At 63.9% G+C, this 20,400-nt stretch carries 19 protein-coding genes, 3 tRNA genes and 1 pseudogene; 11 read left to right on the forward strand and 12 right to left on the reverse strand.

All coding sequences use genetic code 11. The features are described from left to right. Positions 1-75: 75 nt before the first annotated feature. Positions 76-1,332 carry a GTPase gene (locus AB3X96_RS15800; protein ID WP_368590436.1) on the forward strand — a complete coding sequence of 419 codons (1,257 nt, stop codon included), beginning with the start codon at positions 76-78 and terminating at the stop codon, positions 1,330-1,332. Further along, positions 1,329-2,909 (forward strand): GTPase, encoded by a 1,581-nt coding sequence (locus AB3X96_RS15805; RefSeq protein WP_368590437.1) that lies wholly within the window; start codon positions 1,329-1,331, stop codon positions 2,907-2,909. Before AB3X96_RS15800 ends, AB3X96_RS15805 begins: the two co-directional genes overlap by 4 nt. An 81-nt stretch (positions 2,910-2,990) precedes the next feature. On the opposite strand, the gene AB3X96_RS15810 is transcribed toward AB3X96_RS15805, so the two are convergent. The 4 genes from AB3X96_RS15810 to AB3X96_RS15825 all read right to left on the reverse strand — a co-directional run bounded on the left by AB3X96_RS15810 (position 2,991) and on the right by AB3X96_RS15825 (position 6,774). Next, positions 2,991-3,626, reverse strand: coding sequence for a riboflavin synthase (locus AB3X96_RS15810; RefSeq protein WP_368590438.1), 636 nt, complete (start codon positions 3,624-3,626; stop codon positions 2,991-2,993). 15 nt (positions 3,627-3,641) lie between these two features. After that, positions 3,642-4,793, reverse strand: coding sequence for a bifunctional diaminohydroxyphosphoribosylaminopyrimidine deaminase/5-amino-6-(5-phosphoribosylamino)uracil reductase RibD (ribD, locus tag AB3X96_RS15815; RefSeq protein WP_176124409.1), 1,152 nt, complete (start codon positions 4,791-4,793; stop codon positions 3,642-3,644). Positions 4,794-4,856: 63 nt separating this feature from the next. After that, positions 4,857-6,140 (reverse strand): glutamate-1-semialdehyde 2,1-aminomutase, encoded by a 1,284-nt coding sequence (gene hemL, locus AB3X96_RS15820; RefSeq protein ID WP_368590439.1) that lies wholly within the window; start codon positions 6,138-6,140, stop codon positions 4,857-4,859. A 157-nt stretch (positions 6,141-6,297) separates the two neighbouring features. Then, the gene (locus AB3X96_RS15825; protein ID WP_368590440.1) at positions 6,298-6,774 is read right to left on the reverse strand and encodes a hypothetical protein; all 477 of its coding nucleotides are present in this window, start codon (positions 6,772-6,774) and stop codon (positions 6,298-6,300) included. A 203-nt stretch (positions 6,775-6,977) separates the two neighbouring features. On the opposite strand from AB3X96_RS15825, the gene AB3X96_RS15830 reads away from it, so the two are divergent. The 3 genes and pseudogenes from AB3X96_RS15830 to AB3X96_RS15840 all read left to right on the forward strand — a co-directional run bounded on the left by AB3X96_RS15830 (position 6,978) and on the right by AB3X96_RS15840 (position 9,116). Continuing rightward, positions 6,978-8,198 carry a Bcr/CflA family multidrug efflux MFS transporter gene (locus AB3X96_RS15830; RefSeq protein WP_368590441.1) on the forward strand — a complete coding sequence of 407 codons (1,221 nt, stop codon included), beginning with the start codon at positions 6,978-6,980 and terminating at the stop codon, positions 8,196-8,198. Between the two features lie 215 nt (positions 8,199-8,413). After that, a complete protein-coding gene (locus AB3X96_RS15835) occupies positions 8,414-8,644 on the forward strand; it encodes a hypothetical protein (RefSeq protein ID WP_176105316.1) in 231 nt (76 codons plus the stop codon). Positions 8,645-8,712: 68 nt separating this feature from the next. Continuing rightward, positions 8,713-9,116: pseudogene (locus AB3X96_RS15840) on the forward strand (RidA family protein). Positions 9,117-9,301: 185 nt separating this feature from the next. Here AB3X96_RS15840 and AB3X96_RS15845 read toward each other — a convergent pair. From AB3X96_RS15845 to rph, 5 genes are all read right to left on the reverse strand, one after another. Then, the gene (locus AB3X96_RS15845) at positions 9,302-9,511 is read right to left on the reverse strand and encodes a hypothetical protein (protein WP_368590442.1); all 210 of its coding nucleotides are present in this window, start codon (positions 9,509-9,511) and stop codon (positions 9,302-9,304) included. A gap of 452 nt (positions 9,512-9,963) precedes the next feature. After that, a tRNA-Ser gene (locus tag AB3X96_RS15850) sits at positions 9,964-10,053 on the reverse strand. 55 nt (positions 10,054-10,108) lie between these two features. Next, complete coding sequence (hemW, locus tag AB3X96_RS15855) at positions 10,109-11,338, reverse strand: radical SAM family heme chaperone HemW (RefSeq protein WP_368590443.1); 1,230 nt, start codon at positions 11,336-11,338, stop codon at positions 10,109-10,111. Continuing rightward, positions 11,335-11,997: an RdgB/HAM1 family non-canonical purine NTP pyrophosphatase gene (rdgB, locus tag AB3X96_RS15860; RefSeq protein WP_368590444.1), complete on the reverse strand. Its 663-nt coding sequence runs from the start codon at positions 11,995-11,997 to the stop codon at positions 11,335-11,337. The genes hemW and rdgB overlap by 4 nt, the downstream gene beginning before the upstream one ends. Further along, entirely contained in the window at positions 11,994-12,731 is a 738-nt protein-coding gene (gene rph / locus AB3X96_RS15865; protein WP_368590445.1) for a ribonuclease PH, read from the reverse strand. The genes rdgB and rph overlap by 4 nt, the downstream gene beginning before the upstream one ends. Positions 12,732-13,068: 337 nt before the next feature. Between rph and AB3X96_RS15870 the strand changes: the two genes are divergently transcribed. From AB3X96_RS15870 to AB3X96_RS15890, 5 genes are all read left to right on the forward strand, one after another. Next, positions 13,069-13,992 carry a YicC/YloC family endoribonuclease gene (locus tag AB3X96_RS15870; RefSeq protein ID WP_176124401.1) on the forward strand — a complete coding sequence of 308 codons (924 nt, stop codon included), beginning with the start codon at positions 13,069-13,071 and terminating at the stop codon, positions 13,990-13,992. 19 nt (positions 13,993-14,011) lie between these two features. Beyond that, on the forward strand, positions 14,012-14,695 hold the full coding sequence (gene gmk / locus AB3X96_RS15875) for a guanylate kinase (RefSeq protein ID WP_176105322.1): 684 nt from the start codon (positions 14,012-14,014) through the stop codon (positions 14,693-14,695). A 60-nt stretch (positions 14,696-14,755) separates the two neighbouring features. Next, on the forward strand, positions 14,756-14,959 hold the full coding sequence (rpoZ, locus tag AB3X96_RS15880; protein WP_008921215.1) for a DNA-directed RNA polymerase subunit omega: 204 nt from the start codon (positions 14,756-14,758) through the stop codon (positions 14,957-14,959). A gap of 99 nt (positions 14,960-15,058) precedes the next feature. Further along, positions 15,059-17,419 carry a bifunctional (p)ppGpp synthetase/guanosine-3',5'-bis(diphosphate) 3'-pyrophosphohydrolase gene (locus AB3X96_RS15885; protein ID WP_176105323.1) on the forward strand — a complete coding sequence of 787 codons (2,361 nt, stop codon included), beginning with the start codon at positions 15,059-15,061 and terminating at the stop codon, positions 17,417-17,419. Positions 17,420-17,539: 120 nt separating this feature from the next. After that, positions 17,540-18,025 carry a phage protein NinX family protein gene (locus AB3X96_RS15890; protein WP_368590446.1) on the forward strand — a complete coding sequence of 162 codons (486 nt, stop codon included), beginning with the start codon at positions 17,540-17,542 and terminating at the stop codon, positions 18,023-18,025. 66 nt (positions 18,026-18,091) lie between these two features. On the opposite strand, the gene AB3X96_RS15895 is transcribed toward AB3X96_RS15890, so the two are convergent. Continuing rightward, a tRNA-Arg gene (locus tag AB3X96_RS15895) sits at positions 18,092-18,168 on the reverse strand. Between the two features lie 76 nt (positions 18,169-18,244). Next, a tRNA-Arg gene (locus tag AB3X96_RS15900) sits at positions 18,245-18,321 on the reverse strand. Between the two features lie 123 nt (positions 18,322-18,444). Here AB3X96_RS15900 and greB point away from each other — a divergent pair. Next, positions 18,445-19,014 carry a transcription elongation factor GreB gene (gene greB, locus AB3X96_RS15905; protein ID WP_368590447.1) on the forward strand — a complete coding sequence of 190 codons (570 nt, stop codon included), beginning with the start codon at positions 18,445-18,447 and terminating at the stop codon, positions 19,012-19,014. A gap of 108 nt (positions 19,015-19,122) precedes the next feature. Here greB and AB3X96_RS15910 read toward each other — a convergent pair whose 3' ends face one another. Next, on the reverse strand, positions 19,123-20,286 hold the full coding sequence (locus tag AB3X96_RS15910) for a porin (RefSeq protein ID WP_368590448.1): 1,164 nt from the start codon (positions 20,284-20,286) through the stop codon (positions 19,123-19,125). Positions 20,287-20,400 lie beyond the last annotated feature (114 nt).

Raw genomic sequence — 20,400 nt, forward strand, 5'->3', positions numbered from 1 at the left:
GCCGCCGCCTTTCGTTGCCAACGGCCGGCAGTCCTGTCGGCCGGACCAATCCCCTGAAGCGTCGAGGAGTCGACGGTGTCGAGCAAACTTCGTGAGCAGGCAGCGCACGATGTCGCGTCCGTGCTGCCCGAGCGGGCCCACGATCTGGCGCGCCTGCTGATTCTGATCGACGACAGTGAACCGGTCGTCACCGTCGTCGGCAAATACAACCACGGCAAGAGCAGCCTGCTCAACGAGCTGTTGGGCCGCGATGCGTTCGCGGTGTCCGACCGGCGCGAAACGGTGCGCCTGTCCGACAGAGTGCACCAGGGCGTGCGCTGGCTCGACGCGCCGGGACTCGACGCCGACGTCGGCAGCGAAGACGACCGCGAAGCGTTGCGCGCCGCGTGGCTGAAGTCCGACATTCGCCTGTTCGTGCACGCCGCGAAAGAGGGCGAGCTCGATGCGAAGGAACTGACGCTGCTGACCGAGCTCGACGCTGATCGCGTCAGAACCGGGCGGCAGACGCTGTTCGTGCTTTCACAAGTCGACCAGCTGCCCGACGATGCCGCGTTGCGGAACATCGGCGCAGCGATCGACCGGCAGATGCCCGGCATCACGCTGAACGCGGTGTCGTCGATGCGGCATCGCAAGGGGCTCGACGGCGGCAAGAAGCTGCTGCTTGAAAAGAGCGGCATCCCCGCGCTGCATACCGCGTTGCGCGCGGAACTCGCGCGTGTGCCGGATGCGCGCGCTCGCGAAACCACGCTGCTGATCGGCGAAATCCGCGACGAACTGCAACGGCTGCGCGCGGCCCGGCTGACGTCGCTGGAGATTCTGCGCACCACGCAGCAGCAACAAAAGCAGGCCTTCGATCGGAGCCTCGCGGCCGTCATCGACAAAGTCAGCGGGGACATCGGCGCGATGTTGAATGCGCTCGGCACCGATCACGCGATCGTGCCCGATACCGCGAAGGATGCCTACGCGATCACCGCGGGCAAACTGGAGCGCGCGCGCATCCAGATCGCCTACTCGCGCGCGTGCATCGAGATCGATGCGATGCTGGCCGGGCACGGTGTCATCGGTCTGCCGGCGGAGCAGCACACCGCGGCGAAAAGCCTGAACTCGGTGATGATCGCTGTGATGGGCGTGTCGGTGAAGTTTCGCAAGGATCTGCGCCGCATGTTCTGCGAAGCGACGGGACGCGAACGCATGCAGCGCGAGTTCACGCACTACTACGAGTTGTCCGCCGACCGCAAGGCGCTGGCCGCGCAGATCGCCGATACGCAAGCAGCGCTCGTCGCATCGGACGACGCGACGGCCGCGATGCGGATACTGGAGGCGCACGCATGAAAGCCGACGCGAGCCACGAGCAACGATTCATCGCCGAGGTCGATGCATTCGACTTCATCGCCGAGGATACCGACGCGCTGCTGCATGCGCTGAACGGCTGGCTCGCGAAGCTGGACGCCGATCTGCGGACCGGCTGTTTGACGTGCGACGGCTTGCACGCAAACAACGCACTGGCCATTCAGGCCGACACGATCAGCACGCTGCTGCGTGACAGCGTGCAAGCATCGATGCAACAGTGGTCGAGCCTCGAAGCAGTCCGAAACCTCGCCGATCATTTCGACGATCAGGCACTGCTGCTCGTGTTCGGCAAGTTCAACGCGGGCAAGAGCTCGTTCTGCAATTTCCTCGCCGAGCGCTTCGCCGCGCACGAGCGCAGCGTGCAGTATTTCCATGTGGATGCGGGCCGCGTCGTCGAGACATCGGAGCCCTTTACCGAAGGCGCGACCGAAACGACTTCGCGGCTGCAGGGCGTGCGTCTCGGCGCAAAGCTGGTGCTGCTCGACACGCCGGGATTGCATTCGGTGACGCCGGAAAACGCTGCGCTAACGCAGCGCTTCACCGATAGCGCCGACGGTGTGTTGTGGCTGACCAGCTCCACCTCGCCCGGCCAGGTGCAGGAGCTCGACGAGCTCGGCCGCGAATTGCATCGGAACAAGCCGCTGCTGCCGGTCGTGACTCGTAGCGACGAGTACGAGGAAGACGAAGTCGACGGCGAACTCGTCAAGTGTCTGCGCAACAAGAGCGCGTCGCGTCGCGCGCTGCAGGAGCACGACGTCAGCGTGCGCGCGGAACACAAGCTCGTCGCGATGGGCGTCGACAAGGCGCTGCTGAATCCGCCGGTGTCGGTCTCAGCGTATGTGGCGCGCGAGGCGGGGCAGACCGCGGCTGCGATGAGTGACGCGGGCTTCGAGCGGCTGTACGCCGCGTTGCTCGACATCGCCGGACCGGCGCTCGCGTATAAACGGCGCAAGCGGGCCGAGGTGCTGCTGCATCATCTGGAAGAGAATGTGCTCGGCAACCTGCGAAGCGATGTGCTGCCGTTGCTTGCCGAACTTGGCGAGTCGTCGCAGGCGGCGCTCGAGCAGATCGAGCAACAGCACGAGCAGCTTGCCAACGCGGTGTGGCGCGGCATCGTGCCGACGCTGCCCGCGTTGCTCGATGCGCATGCGGCGACGCGTGACGTGACCGGGCTGTGCAATGCGCTGTCGCAATCGATATTCGAGCTGTATCGGCGCGAGGCAGACAGGCTGGTGGGCGATTATCTGATCGAGCCCGACGCTTCGCTCGCACGCATCGAGCTGGCTGACGATGTCGGTTTCGACGATATCGTCGTCGAACGTACGGGTGCAGATGGACCGGTTCGCGAAGTTGCGGGCGTCGACTATGGCCGCCTTCACGCCGCGCTCAGCCGCGCGATTCGCGAGTGCGTGCTGAATCTGTCCAACCATGCCGAGCAACGGTGCCGCGCGTCGATCGCTCAGTTGATGAAGCTCGCGCGGCGTCTTGAAGCGTCGTTAGCGACGCATGAGGAAGGCTTGCTCGATCTGAAGTCGCAGGTGCGATCGGAATCTGTCTGACGCGCCGTGCAAATGCCGTGTCTCACCGTTCTCATCGCGCGGCATCGGATTGGAGCGCTTGACCGCCTCGACGGCGCGTGATTACTTCAACGATTGATCGCCATCGCGCGGCGCATTGAGCATTCGCTCGACATAGCGCGCAATCAGATCGATTTCCAGATTCACTTTCACGCCATCGCGCAGATGCTTGAGCGCCGTTACCTGCACGGTATGCGGAATCAGATTGATCGAAAACTCGCAGCCGTCGTCGCGATCAGCGACGGAGTTCACGGTCAGGCTCACGCCGTTGACCGTAATCGAACCCTTGTACGCGAGATAGCGGCCGATGTCGCGCGGCGCGAGAATGCGCAGCTCGTGCGATTCGCCGACCGGCGCGAAATGCGTGACGGTACCGAGCCCGTCGACGTGTCCGGACACGATATGTCCGCCGAGCCGGTCATGCGCGCGCAGCGCTTTCTCGAGATTGACCTCGCCGGTTTCGCCGAGACCGGCCGTGCGGTTCAGGCTTTCGCGCGATACGTCGACTTCGAACGAATGAGCGGTCTTCGCGACCACCGTCATGCAGGCGCCCTGGATCGTGATGCTGTCGCCGAGCTGCACGTCGGCGAGGTCGAGGCCGCCGGCTTCGACGTTCAGGCGTACGCCCGCGTCGCCGCCCGCGCCAAGCGGCTTGACTGATTCGATGCGGCCCACTGCCGCGACGATTCCTGTAAACATCGTTCTAATCCTTGATCATTTCGAAACGGTGGGGGACACGGCGTCGGTCCCTGGTACGGCCGCCTGCGCGAAGCGCGCGAGAATCCGCAGATCGTCGCCGATCCGCTCGACCGTGTGGAAATTGAGCTTCACGCGGTCTTCGAGCAGGTCGGGCGCGTCCAGATTGAACATGCTCATCGAGTCCACGCCGAGCAGGCTCGGCGCCAGATAGACGAGCAGTTCATCGACGCAGCCTTCGCGCAGCAGCGAGCCGTTCAGCTTGTAGCCGGCTTCGACGTGCAATTCGTTCACGTTGCGCTCGCCGAGCACGCTCAGCATGCGCGGCAGATCCACTTTGCCGAACGCGTTCGGCAGCGGCACGATCTCGGCGCCGCGCTCGCGCAGCGCAACCGCGCGTTCTTCGAGACGCGCATCGAGCTCGCCGCAGAAGATCAGCGTCGGCGCGCCGGCCAGGATCTGCGCGTCGAGCGGCACGTCGAGCTGGCTGTCGATCAGCACGCGGTGCGGCTGGCGCGGCGTATCGACCGCCCGCACGGTCATGCGCGGATTGTCTTCGCGCACGGTGCCGATGCCCGTCAGGATCGCCGACGCGCGCGCACGCCACGCATGACCGTCGGCGCGCGCGGCCGCGCTCGTGATCCACTGGCTCTCACCCGAAGGCAAGCCGGTGCGGCCATCGAGCGATGCCGCCACCTTCATGCGCACCCACGGACGACCGCGCGTCATGCGCGACACGAAGCCGATGTTCAGCTCGCGCGCTTCGTTTGCGAGCAGCCCGCAGCGCACTTCGATACCGGCTTCGCGCAGCATCGCGAGACCGCGGCCGGACACCTGTGGATTGGGATCTTCCATCGCCGCGATCACGCGGCCGATCTGTGCTTCGATCAGCGCGCTGGCGCACGGTGGCGTGCGGCCGAAATGGCTGCACGGTTCGAGCGTCACGTAGGCGGTCGCGCCGCGCAGGTCGTGGCCGCGCGAGCGCGCGTCCTTCAGCGCGCGAATCTCGGCGTGATCCTGGCCGGCCGGCTGCGTGTAGCCTTCGCCGATCACCTCGCCGTTTCTGACGAGCACGCAACCGACGCGCGGATTCGGGTCGGTCGTGTACATGCCGCGCTTCGCGAGCGCGAGCGCGCGTTCCATATGGACGAAATCGGTTTGCGAGAACATCGGTGTCCGTTGTGGTGCGGTGTCTGGGTCGTGCGGGTTGCGGCTTTTGCTTGAAGTCCGGGTTCAGCCCTTCAACGCTGCGAACGCGCCGCGCGCGGCGTGGATCGTCGCGTCGATCACTGCGTCGTCGTGCGCGCTCGACACGAAGCCCGCCTCATACGCGGACGGCGCGAAGTACACGCCCGCGTCGAGCATCTTGTGGAAGAACGCATTGAAGCGCGGCACGTCGCTCTTCGTGACGTCGGCGAAGCTCGTCGGGATCGATTCGCGGAAGTAGATGCCGAACATGCCGCCGAGCGCATCGGCGGCGAACGGCACGTTTGCTTCGCGGGCGACCTGCGCGAGCCCTTGCGCGAGACGCGTGGTGCGTGCGGCGAGCGTGTCGTAGAAGCCGGGCGCCTGGATCAGCTGCAGCGTCTTCAGGCCGGCCGCGACCGCGATCGGATTGCCCGACAGCGTGCCCGCCTGATAGACGCCGCCGAGCGGCGCGAGCTGAGCCATGATGTCGCGCCGTCCGCCGAACGCCGCCGCCGGCATGCCGCCGCCGATCACCTTGCCGAGGCACGTGAGGTCCGGCGTGATGCCGTAGAGCTGCTGCGCGCCGCCGAGCGCAACGCGGAAGCCGCACATCACTTCGTCGAAGATCAGCACCGAGCCGTACTCGGTACACAGGCGCCGCAGCGCCTGCAGGAATTCGGGGGTCGCGCGCACGAGGTTCATATTGCCCGCGACCGGCTCGACGATCACCGAGGCGATCTCGTTGCCGAACGCCTTGAACGCTTCTTCGAGCTCGGCGACGTTGTTGTATTCGAGCACGGTGGTGTGCTTCGCGATATCGACCGGCACGCCCGCCGAGGTCGGATTGCCGAAGGTCAGGAGGCCCGAGCCAGCCTTTACGAGCAGGCTGTCCGCATGGCCGTGATAGCAGCCTTCGAACTTGACGATGCGGCTGCGGTTCGTGAAGCCGCGCGCGAGACGCAGCGCGCTCATCGTCGCCTCGGTGCCGCTCGACACCATGCGCACCTGTTCGATCGACGGCACCAGCTTGCAGATTTCCTCGGCGATCTGGACTTCCGACTCGGTCGGCGCGCCGAACGAGAAGCCATTCACGAGCACGCGCTGCACGGCTTCGAGCACTTCGGGGTGAACGTGGCCGAGGATCATGGGACCCCACGAGCCGATGTAGTCGGTATAGCGCCGGCCGTCCGCGTCCCAGAAGTACGGGCCTTGCGCGCGCTCGATGAAGCGCGGCGTGCCGCCGACGGAACGGAAAGCGCGCACCGGCGAATTCACGCCGCCGGGGATCGTGCGTTGCGCGCGTTCGAAGAGGGTTTCGTTTCTGGACATGGCGATGGCTGGAATAGGGAGCAAGGGTTGCGCAGCGGCGCAAAGGGCCTCGGACGATTCCCGCGGACACTTCGCACGATGCTGGGATGGATCGAGAAATTGTACCGGACTCGGCGCCGGCGGGCTGTGCGAGCGGGCGGCCGCGGCGGCGGGAATTTCAGGCCTGCCTGCCCGGTGCGGGCAGCGCCGGCGGCTTGCGCTTGCCGGTCAATTCGGCCCAGCGCTTCTCCAGCGCGCCTTCGGCAATCGGCTTGATGATCGTGCCCGAGCTTTGTGCATCCCACGTCTGCACCGAGAACGGATGCACACGCAGCTGATCGCGCGGGATGACCGGCGCGTGATGCGCATCGACGAGCCAGTCGTAGACGAAGTCGATGCACAGCCGGTAACCGCGTTTGGTCGACGCGTCGGGGACTTCGTACGGCGCGCGCGTCACGTAGCCCGAACCGAAGATGCCCTTCGGCTCCTGCGCGACGCGATGCAGGAACACGCGATCGCCTGGCAGGATGCCGCGCGCAAAGCCGCAGCCCCATGCGTCGGTCACCGCTTCGCCGGCCGCCACGCGTTTGGCGATGTTGGGCAGCTCGGGCCACGGCCATTTTTTGGGGCTCCAGATCAGCAGAAAGGCGGTCATCGCGGGTTCGAACGGGAGCGGGGGAAGGAGGTGGGCATGCAGGCGGCAGCTTAACCGATCGACGGTGTTTGCGCCGCGCGGCGCTGCCTCGTGCACAGTCAGCGGGTTAACCGTCGCGTACAATCGAGCCGGTCAGCTGATGGCCGTTCCCGCTTCACCCGTTCCGCTGCCGATGCCGGCGCGGCGTTCCATCCGGATTTCCCATGTCTCACGTCGTCAAGCGCCGGCCCGATGGCCGGCTGATCCTGTTGCTCGGCGCGCTGGCCGCGTGCGGGCCGATTTCCATCGACATGTATCTGCCGAGCCTGCCGACCATCGCGCAGGCCTTCGCGGTCAGCACGGGCGCCGCGCAATCGACGCTGACGAGCTTCATGTTCGGCTTCTCGATCGGCATGCTGCTCTACGGTCCGCTGTCCGATACGTATGGCCGTCGGCCGATTCTGCTCGGCGGCATCATCATGTATGCGCTCGCGAGCATCGCCTGCGCGCTATCGATCTCGATCGGCTCGCTGGTCGGCTTTCGCTTCGTGCAGGCGTTGGGCGCGGGGGCGGCGTCGGTGCTGGCTCGCGCGATCGCGCGCGACGCGCACGAGCCCGGCGATGCGGCGCGCGTACTGTCGATGATCGCGATCGTCACGGCGATCGGTCCGCTGCTCGCGCCGCTGATCGGCGGACAGTTGCTGCTGCTGGGCGGCTGGCGCGCCGTATTCGTCGCGCTGACGCTGTTCGGGGCCGTGTGCGCGGTGACTGCATTCCTGAAGGTGCCGGAGACGTGGCCGCGCGAGATGCGCGCGCAGTCGGCGCTGCTGAAGTCGTTCGGCGCGTATGGCACGCTGCTGCGCGATCCGGTCGCGTGGGGACATATGTTGTGCGGCGGCATGGCGTTCGCGTCGATGTTCGCGTACATCACGGCGACGCCGTTCGTCTACATCGAGTATTTCCACGTGTCCGCGCAGCACTATGGCTTCCTGTTTGCGCTGAATATCGTCGGCATCATGTTCGGCAATTACCTGAATACGCGGTTCGTCGGCCGGCTCGGGCCGGTGCCGATCATCTCGTTTGCGGCGAGCGTGAGCTTCGTCGCGTCGCTGTTCGTGTCCGTCGTGTCGCTGACGGGGTGGGGCGGCTTGTGGTCGATCGTGTTTGGCCTCTTTTTCGTCGTCAGCGTGGTGGGCGTGTTGTCCGCCAACTGCACGACCGATCTGATGCATCGCTATCCGGTCAACGCAGGTGCCGCGGCGGCCGTGTTCGGCGCGGTGCAACTCGCGCTGGGCGCGTTGTCGAGCCTCGCGGTCGGACTGTGGCAGGATGGCACGCCGAAGGGCATGGGCATCGTGGTCGGCGTGGCGGGCTGTCTGTGCTTTGTCGGACGCAGGCTCGTGATGCGCTGGAACGGGACGAAGTCGCCGGTTGCGGCTGCGTAGCGTGTGCTGTTTGGGTATTGAGGTCGAGCACTGCGCGGGCGCTGTGAAAACGGCGTGAAAGCCATATGACGCTCGAGCTACACGGGCTGTCGGTATCGACCGACGCGTGAGTTCACCGGGCGCGTCTCCGGAAAACACCTGGTGTTGCGCGCGCACCACCGTGCGTCGCGGTTTGCATTGCTATGATGAAGTCACTGTTCCTCGGAGCGGCAATCATGGCGATTAAAGACCTGATAAACGGCGAACGGCAATTTGCCGCATTCGCCGAAGCACAACGGCTGGCCGACAGCGGCGCTTACTACGATTACACCGACATCGAATATGTCTTGCGCTTTGATCACGGGTTGACGGATGTATCGGCTCTGCTCGATAGCCAGCTGATGCATCGCGATCTGAATCGCCGTTGTGCCGATGCGCGCGAGAAGCTCGAGATCGCGGATGCGTGATGCGCGGGTTTGCGCTGAATGAAGCACGGCGATGAACCGCTCCGGGAATTTCACTTCTGGAGTGGTTGATGACCAATAGCACGCACGCCCCACGTTTGCCCCACACCGACAACCAGCCGCGCTGGCCAAACCCGGCGGTCACTACAGTCATGTGACGGTCGCGAATGGCCTCGTCTTCGTGTCCGGGCAATTGCCGATCAATGCGAACGGCGACAAGCTCGCCGACGCGTCGTTCGACGCGCAAGCCGAACAGGTTCTGGCCAATGTGAAGGCGGCGCTCGAAAGCGTCGGCAGCAGCGTCGCGCAACTGGTGCAGGTGCGCGTGTATGTCGTCGATGTCGAACATTGGGCGAGCTTCAATCAGATCTACGCGCGCTGGGCCGGTGAGGCCAAACCGGCGCGCGCGGTCGTGCCGGTGCCGCAGTTGCACTATGGGTTCAAGATCGAGGTTGAGGCGGTGAGGGTGGTTTAGTTCGGGGTGGTGCAAGCGAGTACCTGAAGCTTCGCAGGCTTTTCTCGTTTTCACGATCAGATCCTGCCGAAGCACGCGGCAAAGGTCGAGCATCAACCGGCGATGCCTTGGAGCGACCCTTGCCGAACGGGCGCTTGCGCATACTGTGTCGAGCAAGGGATCGGCCTGTGCATTCGAGCGAGGCTCTATCGATATTCGTCAATCTCAACGGTGCCGCCCATGACTCCCATCATGGTGCGGATATCGTCGGGCACATCAGGCACGCGGTCGCCGCTCTCGTTGTCCCAATAACAGAAGAAACGCATCTGTGCGCCAGTGCGCTTGAGCAATTCGGGCCGCTCCACGTCCTGATAGATGGTGAAAGAAGCATGTGCAAGTTGATGGGTCGTTACCATAACATTCCTTCAGGGTGCCCAACTGTGCATGTTGTCGATAATCACGCCGTTAAATTCCACGTCTCCGTCGTCATGCCAGATCACGTTGTTGTCGCCGCGCAATTGTTGTACTGCTTCATAGCGTGAAGCATGTCGCTGAACGTGCATAGGTGTGTCGATGGTCTATCTGAAGCCGCTGCCGGTGTTGACAGCAGTCAGATAAGTACCGTGCGACAGGCAGTCCGTACATCGGCGACCGCCCAAAATCTCCACGGGTTTCGACGAAACAGATAAAAGCGCCCGCAAGAACATTGCGATTTTTCGCGCCCGTAGTGCGGTTGCCCGCGGGGAGCGACCGTACCTCTCGTCTATGATCTTTCCAGTCGCTGACGGCACTCGCGCAGCCGATCATCGGGATAAGAAAAACAAAAACCCCGTAAGTCGCTGAACTTACGGGGTTTTTCTTGACAGACTGGCGGAGGCGGTGAGATTCGAACTCACGGAAGGATTGCTCCTTCGCCGGTTTTCAAGACCGGTGCCTTAAACCACTCGGCCACACCTCCAAACCGCGAATTGTAACCTGGAAAGACCTCGCTGCCGAGTCCAGACGACCCGGCATCACTGCGGATCTTTCAGGAACAGCGCCTGCAGGTCGTTCAGGAACGCCTGCCCAAGCGGCGTCGGCGCGATCCGTTCGTGGTCGCGCGTGATCAGCTTGCGCCGCTCGGCTTCCTGCAACGCGGGTTCGATCGTCGTAATCGACAGACCCGTGCGTTCGATGAACCGATGCACCGGAAACCCTTCCACCAGGCGCAGCGCGTTCAGCATGAACTCGAACGGCAGATCGCGTGGCCCGACCTCGTGCTCTTCCTGCACGCTTGCCCCGACCTTGGCCTGCTCGATGAACGTGGTCGGATGTTTGTAGCGCGCCTGACGCACGATGCGATTCGGAAACGAGAGCTTCGTATGCGCACCCGCGCCGATGCCGAGATAGTCGCCGAAACGCCAGTAGTTCAGATTGTGTTTGCTCTGCCGATGCGGCCGCGCATACGCGGACACCTCGTAGCGCTCATAGCCGGCCTCGGCGGTGCGTTGATGAATCCAGTCCTGCATGTCCGCGGACGCGTCGTCGTCGGGCAGCGCGGGCGGAAATTTGGCGAACAGCGTGTTCGGTTCGAGCGTCAGGTGATACAGCGACAGATGCGGCGGTGCAAACGACAGCGCCGTTTCCACGTCGGCCTGGCATTCGGCGAGCGTTTGCTTGGGCAGCGCGAACATCAGGTCGAGGTTGAAGTTGTCGAACGTGGTCGCGGCGACTTCGACCGCGTGGCGCGCCTGCGCCGCGTCGTGAATGCGGCCGAGCGCCTTCAGATGCGTTTCGTTGAAACTCTGGATGCCCACCGACAGCCGGTTCACGCCGCTCGCGCGAAACTGCGCGAACTTGTCGGCTTCGAACGTGCCGGGGTTCGCTTCGAGCGTGATTTCCGCGTCGGCGTCGAGGGGCAGCAAAGCGCGAATATCCGACAGCATGCGATCGAGCCCCGCCGCCAACAGCAAACTCGGCGTGCCCCCGCCGATGAACACCGTATGCACCTGGCGGCCCCAGATCAGTGGCAGCGCCATTTCCAGATCGGCGCGCAATGCGTCGAGGTAGTCGTTCTCCGGGAACGTTTCGCCCTTCCACTCATGCGAATTGAAGTCGCAGTACGGGCACTTGCGCACGCACCACGGAAAATGCACGTACAGCGCGAGCGGCGGCAGGGACGTCAAACGGATGGCGCCTGGCGACGTGAATGCCTTGACGACACCGTTGCCGATGTCCGCCGGCGTCGATCGGATCGGAATCACGCTTCCTCCGACAGGCGAGCGAGCAGTTGCCGCAGCGCGATCGCGCGATGACTGCTGGCGTTCTTGACCGCTGGCTCGAGCTCGGCGGCGCTCGCGTTAAGCGAGGGCAGATAGAAGTACGGGTCGTAACCGAAGCCATGCTCGCCGCGCGGCGCGTCGAGGATTTCGCCATGCCAGCGGCCTTCGGCGATCAGCGGTTCGGGGTCGTCCGCGTGACGCACGAAGGCGAGCACGCAGAAGTAATAGCCGCGCCGATCGCTCGCGCTCCGCAGTTCTTCGACGAGTCGCGCGTTGTTCGCCGCGTCGCTTTTCTCGCCGCCGGCGAGTTGCGCGAAGCGGGCCGAGTAGACACCCGGCGCGCCGCGCAGTGCACGCACGCAAAGGCCCGAGTCGTCGGCGAGCGCGGGCAGGCCGGTCAGCTTCGCCGCGTGACGCGCCTTGGCGAGCGCGTTTTCGACGAAGGTGGGGTGCGGTTCTTCCGCTTCCGGTACATTGAGCGCGCCTTGCGGGATCAACTCGATGCCGGCCGCGCCGAGCAGCGCCGCGAATTCGCGCAGCTTGCCCGCGTTGTTCGACGCGAGCACGACTTTTTTCAACGGCATGCCCGACGTGATGCCGTGAGCATCGTTCCCGCCGCTGTCCTGACGAACCTCATTCACTGCTGCACTCCCAGCGCTTCTTTCTGCTTCGCGATCAGCGTGCCGATGCCGTCGCTCGCGAGATCGAGCAGCGCATTCATTTCTTCGCGCGAGAACGCCACGCCTTCCGCAGTGCCCTGAATTTCGACGAAACCGCCCGCGCCCGTCATCACGACGTTCATGTCGGTGTCGCATTGCGAGTCTTCGTCGTAGTCGAGATCGAGCACCGGCACGCCGTCGTACACGCCGACCGAAATCGCGGCGACGTAATCCGTGATCGGCGAGCTTTCGATGCGGCCTGTGGCGAGTAATCGGGCGACCGCATCATGCGCGGCGACGAACGCGCCGGTGATGCTCGCGGTGCGCGTGCCGCCGTCGGCCTGGATCACGTCGCAGTCGAGATTGATCGTGCGCGCGCCGAGCTTCTCGAGATCGAACACCGAGCGCAGCGCGCGGCCGATCAGCCGCTGAATTTCCTGCGTGCGGCCGGTCTGTTTGCCGCGCGCGGCTTCGCGATCGCTGCGCGTATGCGTGGCGCGCGGCAGCATGCCGTATTCGGCGGTGAGCCAGCCCTGGCCGCGATCGCGCAGGAACGGCGGCACGCTCTCGCTGACGCTCGCGGTGCAGATCACCTTGGTGTCGCCGAACTCGACCAGCACCGAGCCCTCCGCATGCTTCGTGTAGTGACGCGTGATGCGCACGTCGCGCAACTGGTTGGGCTGGCGGCCGCTGGGGCGTGGGGTGTCGTTGCTCATGTCGGAATGGGTCGCGTTGAGTGCCGAAAGGCCGGAAGAGGGACGGAGGAAAAACCTTAATTTTACCGCCGATCGAATCGGGCGGTTGCCGATGCGCATGGCACACAAGGTTGCGGGTGATGAGTGCCGCTTGAGCACGCGAGGGTCATCGTAACGACGAGCGGCAATCCGTACCGTGAAAGCAGCCGCGTGCCGAGCCGCGTCCGTGCTCGCTCACGACCGGATGGCGCCGCCAAAAATGGGATAATGCCGGTTCCCCGCCCCGCGTCTCGTACACGCCGGGCGATCCGCTTCTCAGGCCATCGTCGAACGCATGGCCGCAATCGCGAGATATACGATGATCTACAGCATGACTGGCTATGCGAGCGCCACGCGCGAACTCGTGGCGGCTTCGGGCACTGGCGGCGTCAGCGTGTCGGTCGAATTGCGCACGGTGAACTCGCGCTTTCTCGACCTGAACTTCCGCATGCCGGAAGACGTGCGCGTCGTCGAACCGACGCTGCGCGAAATGCTCATGAACAAGCTGTCGCGCGGCAAGGTCGACATTCGCGTGAATCTGCAGCGCAGCGAGCAGTCGGCGAACGCGGGCGCGATCAACCACGACGCGCTCGCGCAGCTCGCGCAGCTGGAACGCGCGGTGCTCGACGCGTTTCCGGAAGCCGGCCGTCTGCGTACTGGCGAAATTCTGCGCTGGCCGGGCGTGCTCGCCGAAAGCGGCATCGCGCCCGAGACGTTGCGCGACACGGTGCTCGCGTGCGGCAAGCAGGCCATCGCGGACCTGATCGACGTGCGTGCGCGCGAAGGCGCGCAACTCGCGACGATGCTGCTCGGCAATGTCACCGAAATGGAAACGATCGTCACGAAGATCACGCCGCTCGTGCCCGAGCTGATTGCGCGGCATCAGCAGAAGATCGTCGAGCGTCTGCAGGAAGCGCTCGGCATCGCCGCACCGGATGCGGCCGTGACGATCGTGTCGCGCGAAGAGATCAACGAGCGGATTCGCCAGGAAGTGACGATGTACGGCATTCGCATCGACATCGCCGAAGAGCTGTCGCGCCTCACCGCGCACCTGAACGAAACGCGTCACGTGATCGAGAAGGGCGGCAAGGTCGGCAAGCGGCTCGACTTCATGATGCAGGAGCTGAACCGCGAAGCGAACACGCTCGGTTCCAAGGCGGCGGCGAAGGAACTCGCGGATTCGTCGATGACGCTGAAACTACTGATCGAACAGATGCGCGAGCAGGTACAGAATCTCGAATAAGGCTGGAGCACTACACATCATGACCGACCATCATCCACGCGAAGCCGGCGCGCCGCGCCATCCGTACGCCGGCGCCTATCCCGGCAATCTGTTCATGGTCGTCGCGCCGTCGGGCGCGGGCAAGTCGACGCTCGTGAACGCGCTGCTCGCGGGCGACGACGCGATCCGTCTGTCGATTTCGTACACGACGCGCCCGCCCCGTCCGAAGGAACAGGACGGCGAGCACTATCACTTCACGACCGTCGAAGACTTCATGCGGCGTCACGACGCGGGCGAGTTTCTCGAAAGCGCGGAAGTGCACGGCAACTACTACGGCACGTCGCGCGTGTGGATCGAGGAGCAGATGAAAAACGGCCATGACGTGCTGCTCGAAATCGACTGGCAAGGCGCGCAGCAGGTGAAGAAGCAATTCCACAACGCGGTGGAGATTTTCATTCTGCCGCCGTCGCTCGAAGCGCTCGAAGAGCGTCTGAAAAAGCGCGGCCAGGACGAGCCGAACGTGATCACACGACGCCTGCTCGCGGCGGGTGGCGAGATCGCCCACGCGGCCGAAGCGGAGTACGTCGTGATCAACGAGAACTTCGATCGCGCGCTGGCTGAGTTGCAGTGCCTCGTCGGCGCGACGCGCTCGCGCTTCGCGTCGCAGTACGCGCGTCACACGCAGCTTTTCATGCAGCTCGGCATCCACCTGCCGCACGCGTGAGCGCGGCGTGCCGTCAGGCACATAAGGTAGAATAAGCAACATACTGAGAAGGAACCCAACATGGCCCGCATTACCGTCGAAGACTGCCTCAAACAGATCCCGAACCGTTTCGAACTCGCGCTTGCCGCGACCTATCGCGCGCGTCAGCTCGCTCAAGGCCACACGCCGAAGATCGAGAGCCGCGACAAGCCCACCGTCCTCGCGCTGCGTGAAATCGCATCGGGTCAGGTCGGCGTCGAAATGCTGAAGAAGGTGCCGGTCTAAGGCGCACGGGTTTTCGTTTTCGACTTGTCCGGTATTCGCCACACCGGATTGCTCAACGTGCAGAACTGTGTCCAACCCTGACCGCTACCGGAGGCGACCATGAGTGCTACCCCGCCCACCGCCACGGAAGCGGAACACGACACCGACGCGCCGTCGTCTGCACGCAAGTACATCGACGCGGTCCTCGAGCAATCGTTTCGTCATCTGTTCGGGCCGACCGCCACGCCGGAGCAGCCGCGCCGGCATGACGTCGTCTCCATCGCCAATCTGACGTCCGCGTTGTCCGGCTATCTGCCGCCGGAAGAAATCAAGGACATCAAGGCGGCGTTCCACTTCAGCGACGAAGCCCACCTCGGACAGTATCGCCAGAGCGGCGAACCCTACATCACCCATCCGGTCGCCGTCGCGGAAATCTGCGCGGGCTGGAATCTCGACGCCCAGGCGATCATGGCCGCGCTGTTGCACGACGTGATGGAAGACCAGGGCGTGACCAAAGCGGAGCTCGCCGAGCGCTTCGGCGCGAAGGTCGCAGAACTGGTCGACGGGTTGTCCAAGCTGGACAAGATGGAGTTTCGCAATCGCGAGGAAGCGCAGGCGGAGAACTTCCGCAAGATGCTGCTCGCGATGGCGCGCGACGTGCGCGTGATCCTCGTGAAGCTCGCCGACCGGCTGCACAACATGCGCACGCTCGGCGCGGTGCCGCCGGAGAAACGTCGCCGCGTGGCGCGCGAAACGCTCGACATCTACGCTCCGATCGCTCACCGGCTCGGCCTGAACAATACCTATCGCGAGCTGCAGGACCTGAGCTTCGCGAATTTCAACCCGCATCGTTACGCGACGCTCGAAAAAGCCGTGAAGGCGGCGCGCGGTAATCGTCGCGAGGTGGTCGGCAAGATTCTCGAATCGGTGCAGCGCGCGATTGCCGACGCAAAGCTCGACGCCGAAGTCACCGGTCGCGAGAAAACCATCTTCAGCATTTACAAGAAGATGCGCGACAAGCAGCTGTCGTTCTCGCAGGTGCTCGACGTGTATGGTTTTCGCGTGGTCGTCGACAGCGCGCTCGAGTGCTATACCTGCATCGGCGCGCTGCATGCGCTGTTCAAGCCTGTTCCGGGCAAGTTCAAGGATTACATCGCGATCCCCAAGGTGAACGGCTATCAGTCGCTGCATACCACGCTCGTCGGCCCGTTCGGCGCGCCGATCGAGTTTCAGGTGCGCACGCGCAAGATGCACGAGATCGCCGAGGCGGGCGTTGCCGCGCATTGGCTTTACAAGAACGGCAGCGCGGACCTGAACGACGTGCAAAAGCGCGCGCACCAGTGGCTGAAGTCGCTGCTCGACATTCAGAGCGAAGCGGGCGATTCGAGCGAATTCCTCGAGCACGTGAAGATCGACCTGTTCCCGGACGCGGTCTACGTGTTCACGCCGAAGTCGAAGATCATGGCGCTGCCGCGCGGCGCCACCGCGCTCGACTTCGCGTATTCGATCCACAGCGACCTCGGCAACCAGTGCGTCGCGGTGAAGATCAACAACGAGCTGCTGCCGTTGCGTACCGAACTGAAGAGCGGCGACATCGTCGAGGTCATCACGGCGCCGTATTCGAAACCGAACCCCGCATGGCTCGGCTTCGTGCGCAGCGGCAAGGCGCGCTCGGCGATCCGTCATTATCTGAAGACGATGCGCCTGAACGAGTCGGTGCAGCTCGGCGAGCGTCTCGTCGATCAGGCGTTGAAGGGCTACGGCCTCGCGCTGTCGGACGTGACGCCGGAAGCGTGGGAAAAGCTCGTGCAGTGGACGGGCAACAAGAACCGTCAGGAAATTTTCGCGGACATCGGTCTCGGCCGACGGGTCGCCGCGGTGATGGCCAAGCGCATCGAAGTGCTGATGAGCGGGCGCGACGGCGACGACGACGGCTCGCGCTCCGAGTCCGGCTCGACGCCGCATGCGCCGCCGGTCGTCATCACTGGTACCGAGGGCATGTCGGTGCAGCTGTCCGCGTGTTGCCGTCCGATTCCGGGCGACGACATCATGGGCTATATCGGCATCGGCCTCGGCATGGCGATCCACACCACCGACTGTCGCGTCGCGCAGCGTATCCACCGGCGCGATCCGGGGCGCTGGATCGACGTTGCGTGGGCGCCGCAGCCGGGGCGTCTGTTCGATGTCGCGGTGAAGGTGCTGGTCAAGAATACCAAGGGCGTATTCGCCCGCGTAGCGGCCGACATCACGTCGGCGGACGCGAACATCGTCCATATCGCGATGGACGAAGATCTGTCGCAGGAATCCACGATTCTGCGCTTCGTGATTCAGGTCAGCGATCGTGTGCATCTGGCCAATGTGATGCGGCGCGTGCGCACTAATCCGGACGTGATGCGCATCGCGCGTGAGCGGCCGAGCGAAGAAGGGCATCACCGCCACGACGGCGGCATGCGTATCGACCGCGAGCGCGCGGATTACTGAGCGGCTTCCGGCTGGGCGTCGGCGCGGCCTGGACTGGCGCTTCACGCCGGTCTGGCATCTTTCGTGCGGCTCAGGATACAACTGAAGGCAAGTCTCACCTGAACCCCGGGGAGAACGCAGATGAACGTATCCGACCTCGCTGGCGTGGCGCTCGATTACTGGGTGGCGCGCAGCCTGCACGACTTCGTGCGCGAAATCTACTTTACCGATAGTGGCGAGACTGTTGCGATCCGCGGCAACGATCGTGGTCGTCCGTGGGACGGGCGCTTCACGCCTTGCGCGTCATGGGAAACGGCCGCTGTTGTGCTCGAGCGCGCGATGCGGCTCGATGTGCGCGAGCAGAACGAAAAAGGCGCGTTGTGCGTCGCGGAGTTCAAGGGCGGACAGCGGGCCTCGGAGGGGAGCGGCGACTCGCTGCGCATTGCTTTGCTGCGGGCGTTCGTCGCGAGCCATTTCGGCGATACCGTCGACGACGTGCTGCGCGAGCGCCAGGCACTGACCGGCATGCGGGCCGAGACGATCAGCGAGCAGACGGTAGGCGGGGTCGTCGAGGACTTGCCGCACCCGGACGGGCAGATTGGGGATATCCAGTCGCCGCCGCGTTGAGCTGGCGCACCGGGTAGGGTGCGCCAGAAAAACAAAGGGCCTTCCGACTGGAAGGCCCTTCATAGGTGGCGCGGCTGGCAGGATTCGAACCCACGACCCCTTGGTTCGTAGCCAAGTACTCTATCCAACTGAGCTACAGCCGCACGCAAAACGGTGATGCTTGCTGCAAAAACCGGTCAAACCTGAGAGCTCCCGGCAAGGAAGCTCTCGAAAAAAAAGTGGCGCGGCTGGCAGGATTCGAACCCACGACCCCTTGGTTCGTAGCCAAGTACTCTATCCAACTGAGCTACAGCCGCACACAGAAACGAGATTATAGCCAACGGAATTGAAAAATGGAAGCCCATCACGGCGATTTGTGTCGCGGGCGCGATCGTGTAACCTTTGATCAGGTTGTTGCTAGCTGCTGTTAATGGATGATTATGAACAAGGCCTTTGTCAAAGAGTCGAGCGAGGACAACGACGATGATCTCGACGTCACCCAGCCCGACGTGCCCGCAGGCACCAAAAATTACATGACTCCCGCCGGTCATCGGCGTATGCGCGATGAGTTGCTGCATCTGATCGATGTCGAGCGGCCCGAGGTCGTCAAGCTCGTGTCGTGGGCGGCGTCGAACGGCGACCGCTCGGAGAATGGCGACTACATCTACGGCAAACGACGTTTGCGCGAAATTGACCGTCGCATCCGTTTCCTGACCAAGCGGCTCGATCTGGCCGAGGTCGTCGATAGCAGCCAGCAGGAAAACCTCGACCAGGTGTTCTTCGGCGCGACGGTCGACTATGCGACCGAGGACGGCGAAGAGCATAAGGTGACAATCGTCGGTGTCGATGAGGTCGACCTGGACATTGGGCACGTGAGCTGGATTTCGCCCATTGCGCGTGCGCTGCTGAAGGCCAAGGTCGGCGATACGGTCACGCTATTCACGCCGGCCGGGCCGCAGCCGATCGACATTCTCGACGTCAAGTACCCGCCACCTGATGCCGGCCGCTAGGGTGCTGGCGGAGGCGCAGGCAAAGTCTGGCGAAAGACCCCTTCGGCGCGAACATAAAAAAAGGCGCCGCGATCGGCGCCTTCTCTACTGCCAGTCCTTGCGCGGTGCTTAGAAGCGGTGACGCAGACCAGCCGTTACAGCGACTTGCTTGTTGTTGCCCGAAGCGTTACCCACGCCATTGATGAAGGCGGGGACGATCGAGCCTTCGTTTGCTGCCTGATACACGCCTTGCAGGTACACGTCGGTACGCTTGGACAACGCGTATGCGGTCTGCAGGTCGACCTGGTTCCAGTGCACATGCGTGCTGGACAGGTTAGCGCGGGTGTACGTGTACGCAGCGGCAACGCTGATCGCCGGTGTCAGAGCGTAACGAGCGTTACCCTCGAAATTCTGGAACTGGGCGCTGTTGGACGGGAAGCCGATACCGCCCGAGACACCCGATGAGCCCTGGCTGATGCCGACGAGGCCATGCAGGTTCGTCTGCGAGTACACGATGCCAACGGTTGCCGGGCCGAACGCGTAGTTGGCGCCTGCGCCCCATGTTTGCTGACGTTGCGCGAAGAACGTGTTGTCCCCCGATACTGCGCCACCCGAATTGAACGCTGCGGCCGCGCCGGTTGCGCCGTTGGCGTTCAGTTGCAAGTAAGCGGCTGCGACGTTCAGGCCGCCCCAGTTGTACGATGCGCCCGCGCTGTATGCGCGGTTGTTCGCGAAGCCGCTAGCCTGATTCGAAAAGCCGTACAACGCGCCGAACTTGAAGCCGCCGTAGTTCGCGCTCGTGTACTTGGCCGAGTTGTTGATACGGAACGAGTTGTTCAGGTTGTCGTTGTCGAACGGGTGGGCGAACTGGGTGCCGCCGTATTGCGTGCCGGTCAGCGCCAGCGGGCCGACGTAGTCGACCATGCTGTCATATTGACGGCCTAGCGTGACAGCGCCGAACTGGTCGCTCGACAGACCGACGAATGCCTGCCGGCCGAACATACGGCCGTTCTGCTTGAGCGTGCCGTCGTTGATGCCGAAGCCGTTTTCCAATGTGAAGATGGCCTTCAGACCACCGCCGAGATCTTCAGCGCCACGCAGGCCCCAGCGGCTACCGTTCACCGAACCGCTCGTCATCGCAACGTTGGCGCCGTGCTGGGTAGCACTGACGCGCTGGTTATTCGTATAAGTAATCCCGGCGTCGATCAGGCCATACAGGGTGACGCTACTTTGCGCGTGCGCTGCCGTGACGAAAACGCCGGACAGGGCAGCGACCATGAGTGTCTTCTTCATTGATATAACTCCAAGAGCGAGAGAGGTATAAAACCCTGGCTTAGGAGACCTTCACGCGAGCGCTGCGAGAAGCGGAATCCGCGTGAGAAGCGCGCTGACCAGATCCGCGCCGGT

Origin of the sequence: Paraburkholderia sp. BR13439, assembly GCF_040948805.1 — a bacterium.
Lineage (GTDB): Bacteria > Pseudomonadota > Gammaproteobacteria > Burkholderiales > Burkholderiaceae > Paraburkholderia > Paraburkholderia youngii.

Excerpts from the sequence above, each read along its gene's own strand:
- AB3X96_RS15830 (WP_368590441.1), top strand. The coding sequence starts at position 6,978 with ATGTCTCACGTCGTCAAGCGCCGGCCCGATGGCCGGCTGATCCTGTTG.
- AB3X96_RS15870 (WP_176124401.1), top strand. The coding sequence starts at position 13,069 with ATGATCTACAGCATGACTGGCTATGCGAGCGCCACGCGCGAACTCGTG.
- ribD (WP_176124409.1), bottom strand. The coding sequence starts at position 4,793 with ATGTTCTCGCAAACCGATTTCGTCCATATGGAACGCGCGCTCGCGCTC.
- greB (WP_368590447.1), top strand. The coding sequence starts at position 18,445 with ATGAACAAGGCCTTTGTCAAAGAGTCGAGCGAGGACAACGACGATGAT.
- rph (WP_368590445.1), bottom strand. The coding sequence starts at position 12,731 with ATGAGCAACGACACCCCACGCCCCAGCGGCCGCCAGCCCAACCAGTTG.
- AB3X96_RS15910 (WP_368590448.1), bottom strand. The coding sequence starts at position 20,286 with ATGAAGAAGACACTCATGGTCGCTGCCCTGTCCGGCGTTTTCGTCACG.
- rpoZ (WP_008921215.1), top strand. The coding sequence starts at position 14,756 with ATGGCCCGCATTACCGTCGAAGACTGCCTCAAACAGATCCCGAACCGT.
- AB3X96_RS15835 (WP_176105316.1), top strand. The coding sequence starts at position 8,414 with ATGGCGATTAAAGACCTGATAAACGGCGAACGGCAATTTGCCGCATTC.
- AB3X96_RS15810 (WP_368590438.1), bottom strand. The coding sequence starts at position 3,626 with ATGTTTACAGGAATCGTCGCGGCAGTGGGCCGCATCGAATCAGTCAAG.
- AB3X96_RS15885 (WP_176105323.1), top strand. The coding sequence starts at position 15,059 with ATGAGTGCTACCCCGCCCACCGCCACGGAAGCGGAACACGACACCGAC.
- AB3X96_RS15845 (WP_368590442.1), bottom strand. The coding sequence starts at position 9,511 with ATGGTAACGACCCATCAACTTGCACATGCTTCTTTCACCATCTATCAG.
- gmk (WP_176105322.1), top strand. The coding sequence starts at position 14,012 with ATGACCGACCATCATCCACGCGAAGCCGGCGCGCCGCGCCATCCGTAC.
- AB3X96_RS15825 (WP_368590440.1), bottom strand. The coding sequence starts at position 6,774 with ATGACCGCCTTTCTGCTGATCTGGAGCCCCAAAAAATGGCCGTGGCCC.
- AB3X96_RS15805 (WP_368590437.1), top strand. The coding sequence starts at position 1,329 with ATGAAAGCCGACGCGAGCCACGAGCAACGATTCATCGCCGAGGTCGAT.
- AB3X96_RS15890 (WP_368590446.1), top strand. The coding sequence starts at position 17,540 with ATGAACGTATCCGACCTCGCTGGCGTGGCGCTCGATTACTGGGTGGCG.
- hemL (WP_368590439.1), bottom strand. The coding sequence starts at position 6,140 with ATGTCCAGAAACGAAACCCTCTTCGAACGCGCGCAACGCACGATCCCC.